The 16,126-nt window shown below is 44.0% G+C and carries 15 protein-coding genes; 7 read left to right on the forward strand and 8 right to left on the reverse strand.

What is annotated here, in order from left to right; translation table 11 throughout:
• Window positions 1-48: 48 nt before the first annotated feature.
• The 3 genes from E2K93_RS09520 to E2K93_RS09530 all read left to right on the forward strand — a co-directional run bounded on the left by E2K93_RS09520 (window position 49) and on the right by E2K93_RS09530 (window position 4,625).
• Complete coding sequence (locus tag E2K93_RS09520; RefSeq protein ID WP_135438874.1) at window positions 49-1,470, forward strand: amidohydrolase; 1,422 nt, start codon at window positions 49-51, stop codon at window positions 1,468-1,470.
• Window positions 1,467-2,741, forward strand: a complete 1,275-nt coding sequence (locus E2K93_RS09525; RefSeq protein ID WP_135438875.1) for an amidohydrolase family protein — start codon at window positions 1,467-1,469, stop codon at window positions 2,739-2,741. Before E2K93_RS09520 ends, E2K93_RS09525 begins: the two co-directional genes overlap by 4 nt.
• Before the next feature lie 156 nt (window positions 2,742-2,897).
• Entirely contained in the window at window positions 2,898-4,625 is a 1,728-nt protein-coding gene (locus tag E2K93_RS09530) for a DUF4153 domain-containing protein (protein WP_135438876.1), read from the forward strand.
• Window positions 4,626-4,671: 46 nt separating this feature from the next.
• On the opposite strand, the gene trmL is transcribed toward E2K93_RS09530, so the two are convergent.
• Complete coding sequence (trmL, locus tag E2K93_RS09535) at window positions 4,672-5,139, reverse strand: tRNA (uridine(34)/cytosine(34)/5-carboxymethylaminomethyluridine(34)-2'-O)-methyltransferase TrmL (RefSeq protein ID WP_135438877.1); 468 nt, start codon at window positions 5,137-5,139, stop codon at window positions 4,672-4,674.
• A 70-nt stretch (window positions 5,140-5,209) separates the two neighbouring features.
• Here trmL and E2K93_RS09540 point away from each other — a divergent pair, with 70 nt between their 5' ends.
• Complete coding sequence (locus tag E2K93_RS09540; protein WP_135438878.1) at window positions 5,210-6,124, forward strand: cation diffusion facilitator family transporter; 915 nt, start codon at window positions 5,210-5,212, stop codon at window positions 6,122-6,124.
• Between the two features lie 32 nt (window positions 6,125-6,156).
• Here E2K93_RS09540 and E2K93_RS09545 read toward each other — a convergent pair whose 3' ends face one another.
• From E2K93_RS09545 to E2K93_RS09555, 3 genes are all read right to left on the reverse strand, one after another.
• Entirely contained in the window at window positions 6,157-7,170 is a 1,014-nt protein-coding gene (locus tag E2K93_RS09545) for an alpha/beta fold hydrolase (protein ID WP_189637739.1), read from the reverse strand.
• A gap of 89 nt (window positions 7,171-7,259) precedes the next feature.
• A complete protein-coding gene (locus tag E2K93_RS09550; protein ID WP_135438880.1) occupies window positions 7,260-8,675 on the reverse strand; it encodes an ATP-binding protein in 1,416 nt (471 codons plus the stop codon).
• On the reverse strand, window positions 8,672-9,367 hold the full coding sequence (locus E2K93_RS09555) for a response regulator transcription factor (protein WP_135438881.1): 696 nt from the start codon (window positions 9,365-9,367) through the stop codon (window positions 8,672-8,674). Before E2K93_RS09555 ends, E2K93_RS09550 begins: the two co-directional genes overlap by 4 nt.
• 156 nt (window positions 9,368-9,523) lie before the next feature.
• Between E2K93_RS09555 and E2K93_RS09560 the strand changes: the two genes are divergently transcribed.
• From E2K93_RS09560 to E2K93_RS09570, 3 genes are all read left to right on the forward strand, one after another.
• Window positions 9,524-10,000: a Spy/CpxP family protein refolding chaperone gene (locus E2K93_RS09560; protein ID WP_135438882.1), complete on the forward strand. Its 477-nt coding sequence runs from the start codon at window positions 9,524-9,526 to the stop codon at window positions 9,998-10,000.
• A gap of 180 nt (window positions 10,001-10,180) precedes the next feature.
• The gene (locus tag E2K93_RS09565) at window positions 10,181-10,699 is read left to right on the forward strand and encodes an RNA polymerase sigma factor (protein ID WP_135438883.1); all 519 of its coding nucleotides are present in this window, start codon (window positions 10,181-10,183) and stop codon (window positions 10,697-10,699) included.
• On the forward strand, window positions 10,699-11,259 hold the full coding sequence (locus E2K93_RS09570; protein WP_135438884.1) for a hypothetical protein: 561 nt from the start codon (window positions 10,699-10,701) through the stop codon (window positions 11,257-11,259). The genes E2K93_RS09565 and E2K93_RS09570 overlap by 1 nt, the downstream gene beginning before the upstream one ends.
• Window positions 11,260-11,264: 5 nt before the next feature.
• On the opposite strand, the gene E2K93_RS09575 is transcribed toward E2K93_RS09570, so the two are convergent.
• The 4 genes from E2K93_RS09575 to E2K93_RS09590 all read right to left on the reverse strand — a co-directional run bounded on the left by E2K93_RS09575 (window position 11,265) and on the right by E2K93_RS09590 (window position 16,038).
• The gene (locus E2K93_RS09575; RefSeq protein ID WP_135438885.1) at window positions 11,265-11,660 is read right to left on the reverse strand and encodes a BlaI/MecI/CopY family transcriptional regulator; all 396 of its coding nucleotides are present in this window, start codon (window positions 11,658-11,660) and stop codon (window positions 11,265-11,267) included.
• A gap of 115 nt (window positions 11,661-11,775) precedes the next feature.
• Entirely contained in the window at window positions 11,776-12,351 is a 576-nt protein-coding gene (locus tag E2K93_RS09580; RefSeq protein ID WP_135438886.1) for an NADPH-dependent FMN reductase, read from the reverse strand.
• Window positions 12,352-12,475: 124 nt separating this feature from the next.
• On the reverse strand, window positions 12,476-13,618 hold the full coding sequence (locus tag E2K93_RS09585; RefSeq protein WP_135438887.1) for a glycerate kinase: 1,143 nt from the start codon (window positions 13,616-13,618) through the stop codon (window positions 12,476-12,478).
• Window positions 13,619-13,722: 104 nt separating this feature from the next.
• Window positions 13,723-16,038: a Tex family protein gene (locus tag E2K93_RS09590; protein WP_135438888.1), complete on the reverse strand. Its 2,316-nt coding sequence runs from the start codon at window positions 16,036-16,038 to the stop codon at window positions 13,723-13,725.
• Window positions 16,039-16,126 lie beyond the last annotated feature (88 nt).

The raw sequence follows: 16,126 nt of genomic DNA on the forward strand, positions 1-16,126 counted from the left end.
GTACTTGTTACAGTAATTGGTTCTAATAACACATAAAGATGGAAAACTATGAAAACAGTCAATAAAGTCTTATTGACTTCAGTTTCCTTACTAAGCGCGGCCATTTTAAGTGGTTGTGGTGGTAACGAGACTAAAGTTGATAAAAAGCAGGCTGCCTTTGTTGAAATCAACAAAGACCCATTCCCAAGTACCTACAAACCAATGCCAAGTCAGGCAACCGTAATCACAAACGTAAATATCTACGATGGCCTTGGTGGCATGGCAGAAAACGTTTCGGTATTAATGGAAAATGGCAAGATTGTTGCCGTTGGTAAGGACGTGGACGAAGCCAGTGCCGTTAACGTCATCGATGGCACAGGTAAATGGTTAACGCCAGGTATTATTGATGTGCATAGTCATCTTGGTGTTTACGCGACGCCAGACGCAGAATCCCATGCCGACGGTAATGAAATGACCAAGCCTGTGACTGCTGCGGTTTGGGCTGAGCATTCAATTTGGCCGCAAGACCCTGGTTTTCGTCGTGCCCTTGCAGGTGGTGTAACCTCAATGCAAATCTTACCGGGTTCCGCTAACTTAGTGGGTGGTCGCAGTGTGACCGTTAAAAACCTACCAGGTCGAGTTATCCAGGATATGAAATTCCCAGATGCGCCTTACGGTTTGAAGATGGCCTGTGGTGAAAACCCAAAACGTGTATACGGTAAAAAAGGCGGGCCAATGACCCGTATGGGTAACGTTGCTGGTTACCGCCAAGCGTGGTCTGATGCACAGGATTACAAGCTCGCTTGGGAAAAATATGAAACAGATTACAACGCAGGTAAGAATGCTAAGCCACCTAAACGTGATTTGAACAAAGAAACGTTAATGGGTGTGCTTGATGGTGAAATCTTAGTGCACATGCATTGTTACCGTGCCGATGATATGGGCACCATGATGGATGTGATGAAAGAGTTTGATTATCACATCGCGTCGTTCCAACATGCGGTTGAATCATACAAAATTGCCGACAAACTGGCGGAAAATAATATCTGTTCTGCAATGTGGGCAGATTGGTGGGGCTTCAAAATGGAAGCGTACGATGGTATCCGTGAAAATATTCCTATGGTTCACCAAGCGAAAGCATGTGCCATCGTTCATTCGGATTCTGACCAAGGTATTCAGCGTCTAAACCAAGAGGCGGCGAAAGCCTTGTCTGATGGGCGTCGTGCTGGTATCGACATTTCTAAAGCCGATGCTTGGACTTGGTTAACCTCAAATGCGGCAAAATCTCTCGGTATTTTTGAACAAACCGGTTCTTTAGAAGCGGGCAAAAATGCAGACGTGGTGTTATGGAGTGCTGAGCCATTTTCTACTTATGCACAAGCTGAGTTAGTGTTTATCGACGGTGGTTTAGCGTTTGATCGTAGTAAGCCTGAAACCTGGGCGATTGCCGATTACGAGTTAGGACAAGTAGGTGAGGGAGATCGCAAATGAGAACTTTGACATTAACGGCACTTGCCGCAGTAACCGCATTATCGTTTAGCGCAAACGCTGAAAAAATCGCTCTTGTTGGTGGTACGATTCATACCATGGGCACAAAAGGCACCATTGAAAACGGTACGGTGTTAATTGAGGATGGTAAAATTACTCAAGTAATCGACCAAACAGTGAGCACCGATGAAAGCTACCGCGTAATTGACGCCAAAGGTAAAATCATCACCCCTGGCTTTATAGGTGCGTACACATCGTTAGGTTTAGTCGAAGTACCATCTTGGGCTAATACAGTCGATGCAACGGCAGCGAAAAGCAGCTACCAAGCCTCGTTAGACGCAACCGTTGCCATCAGCCCAGATACCACGTTACGTAATATTTCACGTATCGAAGGTATTACCAGCGCAGCAACAGCATTAAGCAGTTCAGATACCATGTTTCATGGTCGTGGTGCGATTATCACTTTAGGTGACGATGTTGATCCACTATTGAAGAAACGTGCCTTTATGGCCATCGACGTATCGAATTCAGGTGCCAACAAAATGGGCGGCACACGAGCGGCTATGTGGTTAAGTTTACGCGATGCGTTTAACGAAGCCTTATACGCTCAAACGATTACCTTTACACCACAAACCGAATGGCACGGTACGTTATCTAAGGCCGACGTAGAAGCTATGGTTCCGGTTGTACAAGGCGATGTGCCGGTACTGTTTAAAGTCCACCGTGCCGCTGATATTCGTCGCATTTTGCATATGATGCAAAACTTTAAGCGCCTAAACGTCACCTTAGTCGGTGCCGCAGAAGCGTGGCGAGTGGCAGATGAATTGGCCGCTGCTGGCATTGAAGTGATTCTTAACCCAGAATCGAATTTACCTTATGCGTTTGAACAAAACGGCGCAACCATGGAAAACGCTGCTCGCTTGCACAAAGCGGGTGTGAAAGTTGCTGTTGGCATGAATACCCATAATATTCGCCTTGCCCCGCAACATGCGGGTAATGCGGTTGCTAATGGTTTGCCATATCAAGCTGGCCTTGCTTCACTGACCACCGTACCTGCTGAGATTTATGGTATGGCTGACAAGCTAGGCCAAATTAAGGCCGGCATGCAAGCGGATGTCGTGGTCTGGTCTGGCGACCCACTGGAAGTGATGGAAGCACCGACCAATGTCATCATTAATGGTGAAGAAATCGAACTTGAGTCTCGTCAAACCAAGTTGCGTGATCGTTACCTTAACCTTGATAAAGAAAAGCCTCAGCAATATACACGACCGTAGTTTATTGTTGTAAGCTTGTAAAAAAGCGCGAGTTATCAATTTGATAGCTCGCGCTTTTTGTTTTTAACGATTGACTTGCCTTAATTATCCTACATACACTGGCAATATCCGCTGTGTATTTTATGCAGCATATAATAAAAAAAATATTGGATGATTATGGAAAATCTTTTACCCAAACGCTTTATGGTTATTGTCTCTGTTATTCAGGGCATTGTACTGACATTGTTATATCAAAGCGCTGAACACAATTTTTGGCCTGGCACGAATCTGGTTTGGTTAACCGGGCTTACCACTTTTGCGGTTTGCTTAGGGCCTATGCTGTTGCTCAGCGTCGAACGTGACAAAATACAGAGAACGATAGCCTTCATATTGCCCTTCGCCTTGTTGATGTCAGCCTTAGGGTTTTATATTGGCTGGCAACAGCAACCTAAAGAACAATTCACTAACGGTTATGTGATATTCATTTTATGCTTTACCGGCGCGATAGCTTGTTTTAAGGCATTGATGTATTTACAGCAATTGATAGCTGGCGAGAAAATTGTCTATAGTGCTTTGTTTAGCCATTCTTGGCGAAATTTCATTATTTTTTCTGAAAGCCTGCTATTTACTGGCATCTTCTTCGCGATTTTACAGTTAGGCGCAGCATTATTTGCGGTGTTGGATATCAATGTTTTTCGCGAATTGCTGCAAAAAGACTGGTTTGTCATTCCCGTCCTAAATCTGGCTTTTGGCTTCGCTGTTATTATCTTTCGCAACATTACCTATACCGCCGATACGATCGCAAAAATATTACAAACCTTATTTAAGTTCTTATTACCGGCTATTAGCCTAGTCTCATTAGCATTTTTAGCTACGTTACCGTTTACCGGCTTACAAAAACTATGGGCAACCGGTTCAGGTAGTAGCTTGGTCCTTTGGTTGCAGGCGTTAACCTTATTTTTTGTCAATGCGGTATACCAAGGAGCGAATCAGCAACGTCCTTATGGCGCAATGTTGCATAGGGCTATTTACATCAGCGTTGCCTTTTTGCCTGTTTACAGTTTAATCGCTTGTTACGGTCTGTGGCTGAGAATCGACCAATATGGATTAACTGTAGCGCGCTGTTGGGGGGTATTAATATGGTTGCTACTGACGATATTCACGTTCGGTTACTTAGCCGCCATTATCAAACGTAAAGACCAATGGCTCGAGACATTAAGTACCGTCAATATTCGTATGGGATTAACCGTTTTAGTGTTTATGTTATTGGTTAACTCTCCTTTATTAAACTTCCAATCGCTGTCAGCTAACAGTCAAATAGAGCGTTTGCACGACGGAAGAATCAGCGTTGAAGACTTTGATTACCAATATTTTGCTCGGCATTTAGGCCGTGCTGGCTATTTGCATATCCAGAAATTGCGCCAATCTATGGCTAAACAACATCCAAGCTTTGTCGCAAAACTTGAACGGGTGTATCCCCAGTATGATGTCCGTCGTGATCGGTATTCCGAGAAGCTTGAAAAGCAAGCACTTGATAAGGAATTATTTGTTTCTAACGCTATATTTTGGCCATCAAAACAATATTTTCCCGATGATTTGATTGACGAAATATATGAGAAAAACAAATTTCGCCAATTTGAAATCCAAGATTTTTACTTTATTGCCAAAGATTTAAATGGCGATGACAGTATGGAGTTGTTTGTAATAACAGAGCGCAATAGTTATACCAGTGCTAAGCTCTGGCGCATGCGGGACGATGCATGGCATTCGGATTATGTCACCATTAAAAACCCAAGGGATAATCATTTTATTAAATCATTATTGGACGATAATCAGGTCAGTTTGGTGGTGCCAGAGTACAGTGATTTACAAATTGGCGATATAACTTTGAGGATCAATAACTAACAAAGGCAAAGCCGCTGCTTGGCCCTTAGTTCTTAATATCTAGAGTTTACAAGTCGGCGCCAGGGTAACCTAATTGGCGCCATGCTTCGTACACAAGGACAGCAACCGAGTTAGATAGATTCATGCTGCGTGAGTCTTGTACCATAGGGATACGCACTTTGTGTTGTTGTGGTATTTGCGCATGAACGTCGTCAGGTAACCCGCGAGTTTCTGAGCCAAAGAGTATGTAGTCACCTTCGCCAAACGTGATGTCGGTGTGTGGTTGGCTACCGCGAGTGGTTGAGGCAATAATACGCTTAGGTTGTTCGCTGTTAATGAAATCATCGAAGCTTTTGTGACGTTTTAAATTAGCGAACTCGTGATAGTCGAGCCCCGCGCGGCGCAGACGTTTGTCGTCAATATCAAACCCTAATGGTTCGATAAGGTGCAAACGAAAACCACTGTTGGCACATAAGCGAATGATATTACCGGTGTTGGGTGGGATTTCCGGTTCAAATAAAACAATGTCTAACATAGTGAAATACAGCGAAAAATAAAAGCGATTATACTATGGATGATAGCTATATAGTAGATGCAAGGTCGGTATGAGTGTAAACAACAAAGACAGTTATGAAAGTTTAGTGCGCTTTGCTAGCGGCTCGGCGGTCTTTGTTGCCGTGGTATTGGTACTCAGTAAAGTGTGGGCTTGGTGGTTATCGGGTTCAGCATCAATGTTGGCTTCAAGTACCGATTCCTTGCTCGACGTCTTTGCCTCATTAACCAGCTTTATTATTTTGCGTTATTCGCTGGCACCAGCAGATGATGAACATCGCTTTGGTCATGGCAAGGCGGAAAACTTAGCGGCGTTGATGCAAGCTTCTTTTGTCTTAGGCTCGGCGATTTTGCTTATACTGCATGGTGTCGAGCGCACTGTGTCACCGCAACCTGTTAGCCACAACTTTGCCGCCATCATGGTAAGCATTGTCGCCATTTTACTGACTTTAGGCTTGGTCGCTATTCAACGCCACGTGATAAACAAAACGCGCTCAATCGCCATTTCCGCAGACTCATTGCATTATCAAAGTGATTTATTACTAAACCTTGGGGTGATTATCGCCTTGCTGTTAAGCCAATACGGCTTTATTTATGCCGATGGTGCATTTGCGGTTTTGGTTGGTGTTTTCTTAGGGGTTGGGGCGATCAAAATTAGCATCCGCGCTGTGCATGACTTAATGGATCATGAATTAAGTGAGCAGCAGGTCGAGCGCATCACCGAGCTCATACGTGTCAATGAACAGTCGCTAGGTTTTCACGAACTGCGCACCCGCCAATCTGGAAAAATTGCGTTTATTCAATTCCACCTTGAGCTCAAGGACGACCTTACATTATACCAAGCACACAGTATCGCCGATAACATTGAGCAAGCCATTGTTAAAGAGTTTCCTAATGCGCAAGTGCTTATTCATCAAGACCCGCAATCAGTGGTGAAGCAGGAGTTGTCAGGTGAACAACAACGCTAGTTAAAAGGTTAAGGGGAAGGGTAAAGACAAGGTTAGTGTTTGTTGAACCAATCTAACGTCGTTGTCAGCGATTGATTGCGCATCGCATCAGACTCAAACAATAATTCATGTTTTGCCCCTTTAATGACCACCGCCTTGCCATTGATGCAGGAGTCGGCATGGTGCTGATGCAATTGTTGGCAAAACTCATCTTGTTTTTCATTACTTACCACAGTGTCCAACTCCGCCTGCATGACCATGATTGGCGTGCTAAGTTGTTTAATATTGGCAAAAATGGCTTTATCACTGGCAATGGCAGCATCGAGCCAAGCCAAAGTAACGCCGCCTAATTGGATGTTTTTAGTCTGTTTATAAAGTGTTTGGAAAATCTCAAAGCGCACTTTCGAGTGCATCAAATCATTGTCGCTAAACTGCTTTTCTTTGAAACCACCATGACCAATAAAATAACTGGATTGGTCGCTAAACAGAGCATTAAAAAAGTGCGAGCTTTGAATCAGCGGCGCGGCTAACCATGCCGGAGCAGGATCTGCATTAATGGCAATCATCGGTGATGATAAACTGGCGGCTTGAAATGTATTCGGCTGTTGTTGCATGTACAGAATACCGATATTACCGCCCATTGAGTGGGCCAATAGATATAATCGCTGACCAAGCTGTGGTTTTACTATTTGTTTAATAAAAACATGAAAATCATCGACATAATTTTGGAAATCAGCAACATAGCCTTTCTCTCTGTCTTCCAGCTCACGTGATGACAACCCTTGGCCACGATGATCTATCATTGCAACGTTATAACCTTGATTTATCAGGTCATACGCCACTTCTTTGTATTTTAGGTAGCTTTCTGAGCGACCAGGTGAAACTACGATTGTCGCAGCACCATCATGGACATTGAATAAAGCATAATGAATATCTAAGCCGTCGCCTGATTTAAAGTGCGCGAACACACCTTTTTGCCAAAGCTGACCAATGCTGGGTTGAGCGGCGATCAAGTTTGCTTCTTGGCTAAATGAGTAGGTCGTTGCTAATGTCGGGGCTGTTATCATTATGGTTTTAATAAAAATTATTAGAGTCAGAAAACGAGTCATGATGTGCAACACAACTTTTTGTGTAAATTGCTAATAAATAAAGGTATCTAGCTATTTAGTGTAGCATCATAAGGTAATTTTATCGTTACTTGCAAACCAGGATTGGTTTTATTTTTACTGGCAAGTTGCGCATAAATATCACCGCCATGGGCGGCAATCGCACGACTGGCTATGGCAAGGCCGAGACCTGTGCCGCCACTGATTCGATCCCGCGCTTCACTGGTGCGATAAAATGGTTTGAATATTTGTTGCAACTGACTCACTTCAACGCCTTGTCCTTGATCGGTAATCACGATATGAATAAAGCCGTCATTAACTTGGCACGACAACTGAATTTGCGCTTGTTCTGGGCTGTATCGAATCGCATTACTCAGTAAGTTTTCGATGGCAGAAGATAGCATTGCCGCATCGCCCTCGATAATAAGGTTTTGCGCAATGTCGCTGTGCAATTGCAGTTGTTTTTCCGCTAGCACCAACTCATAGTCATTGACTAACTTGCCGCATAGATTGCCAATATTTACAGGCTCAGAGCTCATGTGAACAAGCTGGTTTTCAAGTCGAGATAATTGCAATGCTTGGCTTATCATGTCATCAAGACGTGCCACTTCAGTTTCGCAGCGTTGCAAGTAACGTTGCATTTCATCAGAACGGTCATCGACTCGATTTGCCAGTGATAACGCCAGTTGTAAGCGGGTTAATGGCGACCGTAATTCGTGGGAAATATCACCTAACAGGCGCTGTTGCGAACTAACTGATTCTTGGATGCGTTCAGCCATTGTATTAAACGCCTGACCGAGCTGACCAAATTCATCAATGCGTTGATCAAACTGTGGGATACGCGTATTTAACTCACCCTCACCAAATTTTTCACTGGCTTGTTTTAACACATTCATTGGTCGCATAAACAATCGTGCCAACAGCCAAGAGAGCAGACCGGTAACCAATAGTGTGGTGACAATGCGCAGCCAAAATGGGATGGCATGAATACGGCCAACAAAATCCTTGCCATGCAATGGACGGGATACAAACAGTTGATAAGGTTGGTCGTTAAACTCCAAATCGATTGGTCCAAGTAGTTGGCTGTTGCCAAAAACACGAACCACAGGATGGTCAAATTGTGAGTTTAATATATATTCTTTGATTTCCGCTTTTTGTTTGCGGGCGTTGCTGGCGATTCGGTGCGAATCGACGGATTTTAACCAGATTTCTTTCGGCACTCGTTTGTCACGGTTGTCTATTAAACGCCAAATCTTGTCGCCGTGACGCTCTCCGGTTTGAATAAGTCGATCGTTAACCTTTTTCAAGTGGTGCATCGCACCTCTTGGGATCGGTCTGACTTCTTCCATTTCGGTAAACTTTACCGACACCCAGCGTGTGGCAAAAATGGCGCAGATGGCAATGATCCAAAAGCCAAGGAACATTTTGACACTGAACATGGAAAAATAACTGATTAGGCGTTTCATTGGTCACCGCTTATAAATACATAGCCAACACCGCGTATGGTTTTAATTTTTTCATCGTCAGCAAATTGCTGTAGCTTGCGACGAATATTGGATAAATGCATATCGATGCTGCGATCGAATGCCGCTAGGGGGCGGCCTAAAATTTGTTCACTAATTTGCTCTTTGGAAATAATGCTGTCAGGTGAAGACATCAGCAGATGCAATATTTCATATTCGGTACCGGTCAGCACAACCTGTTGTTGTTGGCATAACACTTCACGGCTGGCACCTTTGATCTGCACCTGATTTAATTCAATATTAAGCTGTTTGTTTTTATTGTTAATAATGTCGACGCGGCGCAAAATGGCTCGAATGCGTGCTAGTAATTCATTTGGATTGTATGGTTTAGCTAGATAGTCATCAGCGCCTAATTCAAGGCCTAATACGCGGTCGGTATCATCGCCTTTGGCGGTTAGCATTAAGATGGGCGTTTGATGACGACCACCAAGAGCGCGCAACACGTCAAGACCATTAACTTTTGGCATCATAATATCGAGCAGTATTAAGTCAAACTGTTGTTGTTGAATCTGTTGTAGGCCTTGCTCACCATCAAATGCGGTGCTAATGGTAAACCCTTCGGCTTGTAATAGTTCAGATAATAGTTCGACCAATTCACGATCGTCATCAATAAGCAACAAATGTTTGGGTGTCATATGCTATGCCTGTAGGTTGTCTATATGCCTATTTTAACCGCAATAATGCCTTGTTCTTTAATATTTACCAAATCTTTACATGGCCTTTGCACAAGCTTGCAGTTGGATTGACTATGATTAGCTTAACCCAACTAATAACGTTTATAGGAGTCATTTATGGCGCTCGTTAACAAGAAAACTGTGATCGTATCACTACTATGTATGTTTGTTTCAGTTACCGCAATCGCTAAACCACATAACGGTCAACATCGTGGTATGGAACTCGGCCGCTTTGTCGAGAAACTCGATTTGAGTGAGCAACAACGTACCGATATTAAAGCAATACAAGCCGATGCGAAGCAACGTTACAAAGCGTTGAAAGACGAACAAGGTGAGTCGGCGTCGGGTGAGCAATTAGCCGAACTAATGAAACAAGAAACATTTGATCAAGGCAAATTTGAACAACTATACGATGAAAAATCGGCTAAAAAGAAGCAGGTGGCGCTGATTCGTGCGCAATCTATGCATCAAATGTATCAGCTACTTAATGAGCAGCAGCGTGCAGAACTTGAACAGATGATGCAAAAGCACAAAGAGAAACGCAAAATGCGCAAGCAAAAGCACAAACAAAAACGCGATAGCGCAGAACAATAGAAAATAATTTGTAATAAATCCGCTCGTGTTATGACTATTAATGCAACCCTAGTTTAGGGTTGCATTTTTTTTGTTATAAACGGATGCACAACAGAGGCGACTTAGTACTGGTGCTAAATGTCGTTAGTTGTTATAAAACAACAATAAATTGTATGTATTTAATTGATTCAGGGGCACTTTTTGTTCTTTAAACGATGGCGAACCAACAACAAATTGGAGCAAGAGTTACAGCAACACTTACCAATGCTGGAACGTATTGTCGCTTCCTATGAAGCAAACCCAGCTATCGCCGAAGAGATCATGCAGGAAGTGGTTTTAGCCATATTTAACGCCTTTGATAAATTTCAAGGGCAGTCGAGTAGCAAAACCTACTTTGCTCGTATAGCTCATAACCGCTGCATTAGTCACGTTGATAAAGCGGTTAAGCAAGTCGCGACGCAAACGATAGATGATGGCTACTCTGAGCAACAACACACCACCGACAAGCACACCTTGATTGAGCATGATATGCGTAAACAACAGCTTGATAAATTAATTTATGATTTACCACTGCTGCAGCGTCAGGTTTTTACGCTGTTTCTTGAAGGCTTTAGCTATCAACAAATTGCCGATATATGTGGTACGGGTAGCAGTAATGTCGGGGTTATTTTGAATCGTCTTAAAAAACAGTTTTCGGTTAAGTTTCAACAGGAGCAATAATGAAAGACCAGGATTTACAAAGATTGTGGCAAAGTGACCAACAGCCACATACTAGCGCTGGTGAGTTGCTTAAGCAGGCTAAACGCGCCCAGCTGCGTATGCTGGTGTTAATGAGTATCGATTTTTTGGTTTGGTTGGTGATGGTGATCTGGGCGAGCTTGATGATCCGCGATAATGAGCAACCGGAAAGTTTTGCCGTTGGGGTGTTCACCATTATCGCCGTCAGTGTCGCCACCGGCTATTTGCTGTGGTTGCGAACCTCGACGTGGGGCAGTGACGCTCTTGATGTGAAGAGCATTCTCAAATTAGCGATAATGCGTTGCGATGGGGCGATACAAATGGTGGCGGTAACCTATATGTTTACTGCGCTTGTTGTTATCGGCTTTGTCGTACTGCACCAGTTTTATCCCTTTCCAGAGACGAGAATAAGCAAAATAGTCAGTTGGTTGGCAATTTATAGCACGGTAGTCGTGGCTGCAGGGCAGTGGTATCGGGCAAAACAGCAACAGAAAAAACGGGTCTATTTGCAGCGCCTGCAGCAAATGCAGGAACCTGAATAATAATCCTAGGCCGGTTCTGTCAATTGCTGACGCAATATATCGACGATATCGGCTTTGCTTTGCTCGCAATCTATTTGTGAAAGCGTTTGTAAAATGAGTTGTTTATGACAACCTGCAAAGGCTTTGCTGGTGACATCAGCAATAACCTGCGCTTGAATCTGTGCGCGACTCGCTACCGTCATATAGACATGGGCTCGATTATCTTCATCACGCAATACCAACCCTTTGGTATGCATTATTTGCAGCAATTTAAGTACTGAGGTGTAACCCATGGGGTGATAGTCGCTAAGATTCTCGTGCACCTGTCGTACCGTTGCCGGACCAAGTTGCCAAAGAATGTTGAGAAGTTCCAACTCGGTATCTGTTGGGAGCTTTATTTTTGCCAGTACGTTATTTGTCATTATTGTTGTTTTTATCGTTATAAATAACGGCTGTTTAGCGGTTATTGTTAGTTATTTAGTTATTTAGTTATTTAGTTATTTAGTTATTTAGTTATTTAGTTATTTAGTTGGCTGTTTACGTCGCGCAAATTTTCACCAACATTCGATGTAAGCTGACGCCTAAACTACGAACCTCACTATGGCGCATCACATCTTTTAATTTACCTTGGGCAAACGCCTCAAATGATTTCGCCACGGTAATTTGCTCAGCCGTTACTGTAACGCCTAAATTGGAAAGCAACATACGTAAAGCAACCAAGCCTCGAATACCACCTTGCGGGCCGGGAGATGCCGACATTAGGGTGGCAAATTTACCTTGATAGGTTGCCAAAGGGACTTCATCGGCACTGGTAGCTCGTGATGCCCAGGTTAAGGCGTTAAGTAATAATGGGCTACACGCACTGTTGTATTCTGGTGATGCGATGAGCATGCCATGATGGTCTTCAATGAGCTGCTTAAACTGCAAAGCCTTTTCTGGCATACCGTATCGCGATTGTAAGTCTTCGCTAAAGATAGGCATGTCATAGTCAGCCAAATTGATAACCGTTACTTCACTACCTTCACTCAGTGCTCCGCAGGCCGCAATAGACACCAGCTGTTGGTTGAAGCTGCCATCTCGAGCGCTACCAGAAAATGCCAGTATTTTACTCATAAGCGTTTGTATTTAATTAAAAATATAAAAACTACAATAGAACAAGATTTCGCCTATTGCCAGCCCGTTTTGCGCATTTTTAGCGACTAAGAACAACTCGCAGTATGCAGCTGAAAGTAACGGTTTAGCGCTTAAAGCCAGCTAATTTCAGGGCTCTAGCGATGTTTTCACTGGTATTGGCGAGGTTTTGCTCGGCGTCGATTAGTGCGTCTGCTAACGATTGCGGCTTGTCGAGGATACTGAATACCGCGTCAATGCCATGAGCATATACTTTTTCGTAGTCGTCACCGATTGAACCACATACTGCTATGGTGGGCACATGATAGTGACGACTTACTCGGCTTACACCGATAGGCGTTTTTCCATGCACACTTTGACCATCTATTCGCCCTTCACCGGTGATCACAAGATCGCTCGTTGCGATCCTATCGGCGAGTTGTAATTGCTCAATTAGCATGTCAATACCAGGTTGCATTTGCGCATTCGCTGTCGCCATTAATGCCGCTGCTGTACCGCCGGCGGCGCCACTACCTGGACGGTCAATAATCTGACAATGAAATGTTTGCTGCAATAGCTCGGCAAAGTGTTTTAGTGCACCATCGAGTTGCTCAATCACCTCAGCTGTTGCACCTTTTTGTGGGCCAAAAATATGTGAAGCGCCCTGTGGACCACACAATGGGTTATCGACATCACAGGCTAAGGTGATATTTGTCTGTGCTAAAAGGGGGTTAACATGACTGTCATCGATAGCCACTACGTCAGACAAATGTATACCGCCAGGAGCAACATCGTCATGCTTAGCGTCAAGTAATTTAAAACCAAGCGCACGCAACATACCGGCTCCGGCATCATTGGTGGCGCTGCCGCCCAAACAGACAATGATATGTTCAACACCTTGTTGCAGGGCATCATTAATTAATTCACCGGTGCCAAAACTGCAACTGTAACGAGCGTCACGTTGTTGTGGTCCGAGCAAGTGTAATCCAGACGCCGCAGCCATTTCGACAATAGCGGTTTTGCCTGCATCGATTAGGCCATAAAAAGCCTCAACCGGTTCCCCTGCCGGGCCTTGGACCTGCACAAATCGTTTGTTGCCAGCGGTTGCTGCGAGCATGGCATCAACACTTCCTTCACCGCCATCAGCCATAGGAACTAACTCAAACTCAGCATCGCAAAATACCCGTTGCATGCCTTGTTTAATTGCGCAGCATACTTGATAGGCTGATAAGCTTTCTTTAAATGAGTCTGGAGCGATGATCACTTTCACGTTAATTCCCGATTTAAATCAATAAGATTTACCAGTTAAAGAGTATCTGTGAAAATGAAAAGGGGCAACAATAGTCGCCCCTTTTGTAGTTGAAATTAATTCAATTAAGGTTTCTTGGCTTTAGCAAATGCTTCGGCAAAGGCGTTACCCATCATATTATTGGCAGGTGCTTTTTGCTTTTTCGTTTGATTTTTGTGGTTAGGCTTGGCTTTTGTCTTCGGCGCGCTTTTCTTACTGTGCGCTTGATTACTGTTGGCATCGTCTTCAAGACGCATGGTCAAACTAATGCGCTTGCGTGGCGCATCGACTTCCAACACTTTAACTTTGACAATGTCACCGGCTTTAACCACATCACGTGGGTCGTTGATAAATTTGTTCGTTAAAGCAGAGATATGCACCAAACCATCTTGATGCACGCCAATATCGACAAAGGCACCAAAGTTGGTAACGTTGGAGATTACCCCTTCGAGAATCATGTTCTCTTCTAGGTCCTTGATGGTTTCGACGCCATCTTTAAAGCTGGCGGTTTTAAATTGTGGTCGTGGATCTCGACCTGGCTTATCCAGTTCGGCAATAATATCTTGCACCGTTGGCAAACCAAATAGATCGCTAACAAAGTCACTTGCGTTGATTTGTTTTAAACGCTGTTGATCTGTCATCAATTGGTCAATTTGACACTCTGCATCTTTGGCCATCGCTGCGACCACGCTATAACTTTCTGGATGCACGGCGGACGCATCAAGAGGGTTATCGCCTTGCGTAATGCGCAAAAAACCTGCGGCTTGTTCGAACGCTTTCGGACCAAGGCGAGATACTTTTTTAAGTTGCTTGCGATTATCGAAACGACCGTACTGATCGCGATAGGCGACAATATTTTGCGCCATGGTTTTGCTTAAACCGGCAACGCGGTTTAGCAACGGCATTGAGGCGCTGTTGACATCGACGCCAACGGCGTTAACACAGTCTTCGACCACAGCATCCAAGGTGCGACTTAATTGGCTTTGGCTAACGTCGTGTTGATACTGGCCTACACCGATGGCTTTAGGTTCGATTTTGACTAATTCTGCTAATGGATCTTGTAAGCGTCTTGCAATGGACACCGCGCCACGCAGCGATACATCCAACTCGGGAAATTCATTGGCAGCAAATTCTGAGGCGGAATAAACACTGGCACCAGCTTCACTAACGATGAGTTTTGCGGGTGCTTTATCCAGCTTGGCAAACGCTTCAGTACATAAGCGATCGGTTTCACGTGACCCTGTACCATTACCAATGGCCACCAACTCTATTTTGTATTGATTGATGAGGTTGGTTAGGGTACGAATTGATTTATCCCAATGCTTTTGTGGCTCATGAGGGTAAATGGTGGTGGTATATAGCAGTTTAGCGGTGGCATCGACGATGGCCAATTTACAGCCGGTTCGTATGCCTGGATCAATGCCTAAGGTGACTTTGGCACCACCAGGTGCGGCCATCAATAAATCTTTAAGATTTTGGGCGAACACGTTAATCGCTTCACTTTCGGCTTTTTCACGCATTTGTGAAAGTAATTCTGTTTCCAGAGACATCGATAGCTTAACGCGCCAAGTTAAACGTACGAGACGATTTATCCAGTCCGCCGCAGGTTGATTATTAACGTTTAAGTGCAGGTGTTCACGAATCATTGCTTGCGCACTAGGCTCTGCTAACTCTTGTCCAGGATCGGCATTTAGCGATAACTGCAACACGCCTTCATTGCGACCGCGCAGCATAGCAAGGGCACGATGCGAAGGCACTTTACTAAGCTTTTCGCTGTGTTGAAAATAATCTTTGTATTTACTTGCCTGCGCTTCTTTGCCTTTAACCAGTTGACTCTCTATATGGCCTTTATTGATTAGATGGCGGCGCAGCTTTTGAATCAAAACCGCATCTTCGCTAAAGCGTTCCATTAGGATATAAGTCGCGCCTTCAAGCGCCGCTTTGCTGTCGTCAACGCCTTTTTGGCTGTCGATATAATCTTTACTTACGACCTCAGGGTGCAGTTGCCAGTCATTGAATAAGGCATCGGCTAATGGTTGTAAACCCGCTTCGATGGCCATTTGTCCTTTGGTACGACGCTTTGGGCGATAAGGCAGATACAAGTCTTCTAATTCGGTTTTATTATCAACCTTGGTAATTTGTTGACGTAAAGAATCAGAAAGTTTGCCCTGATCAGCTATATTTTTAAGCACCAGTTGTTTACGTTCGTCCAGTTCACGTAAATAACCTAGACGTTGTTCAAGGTGACGCAGATGACCATCGTCTAAACCGGAGGTCATTTCTTTTCGATAGCGTGCTATAAAAGGAACAGCGGCGCCGTCATCGAGTAATCTTACCGCAGCATCAATTTGCGCTGCTTTAACATTTAACTCGTTGGCAATCGTTTGCGAGATATTTAGCATATGAGTTGTCGCTAATAATATAAAATTAGGAGTTGCAGAGTATATACCTTTAGGACGACAATAATTCCAGTTAAATTACAATATTTTT

It is taken from the genome of Thalassotalea sp. HSM 43 (assembly GCF_004752005.1).
GTDB lineage: Bacteria > Pseudomonadota > Gammaproteobacteria > Enterobacterales > Alteromonadaceae > Thalassotalea_A.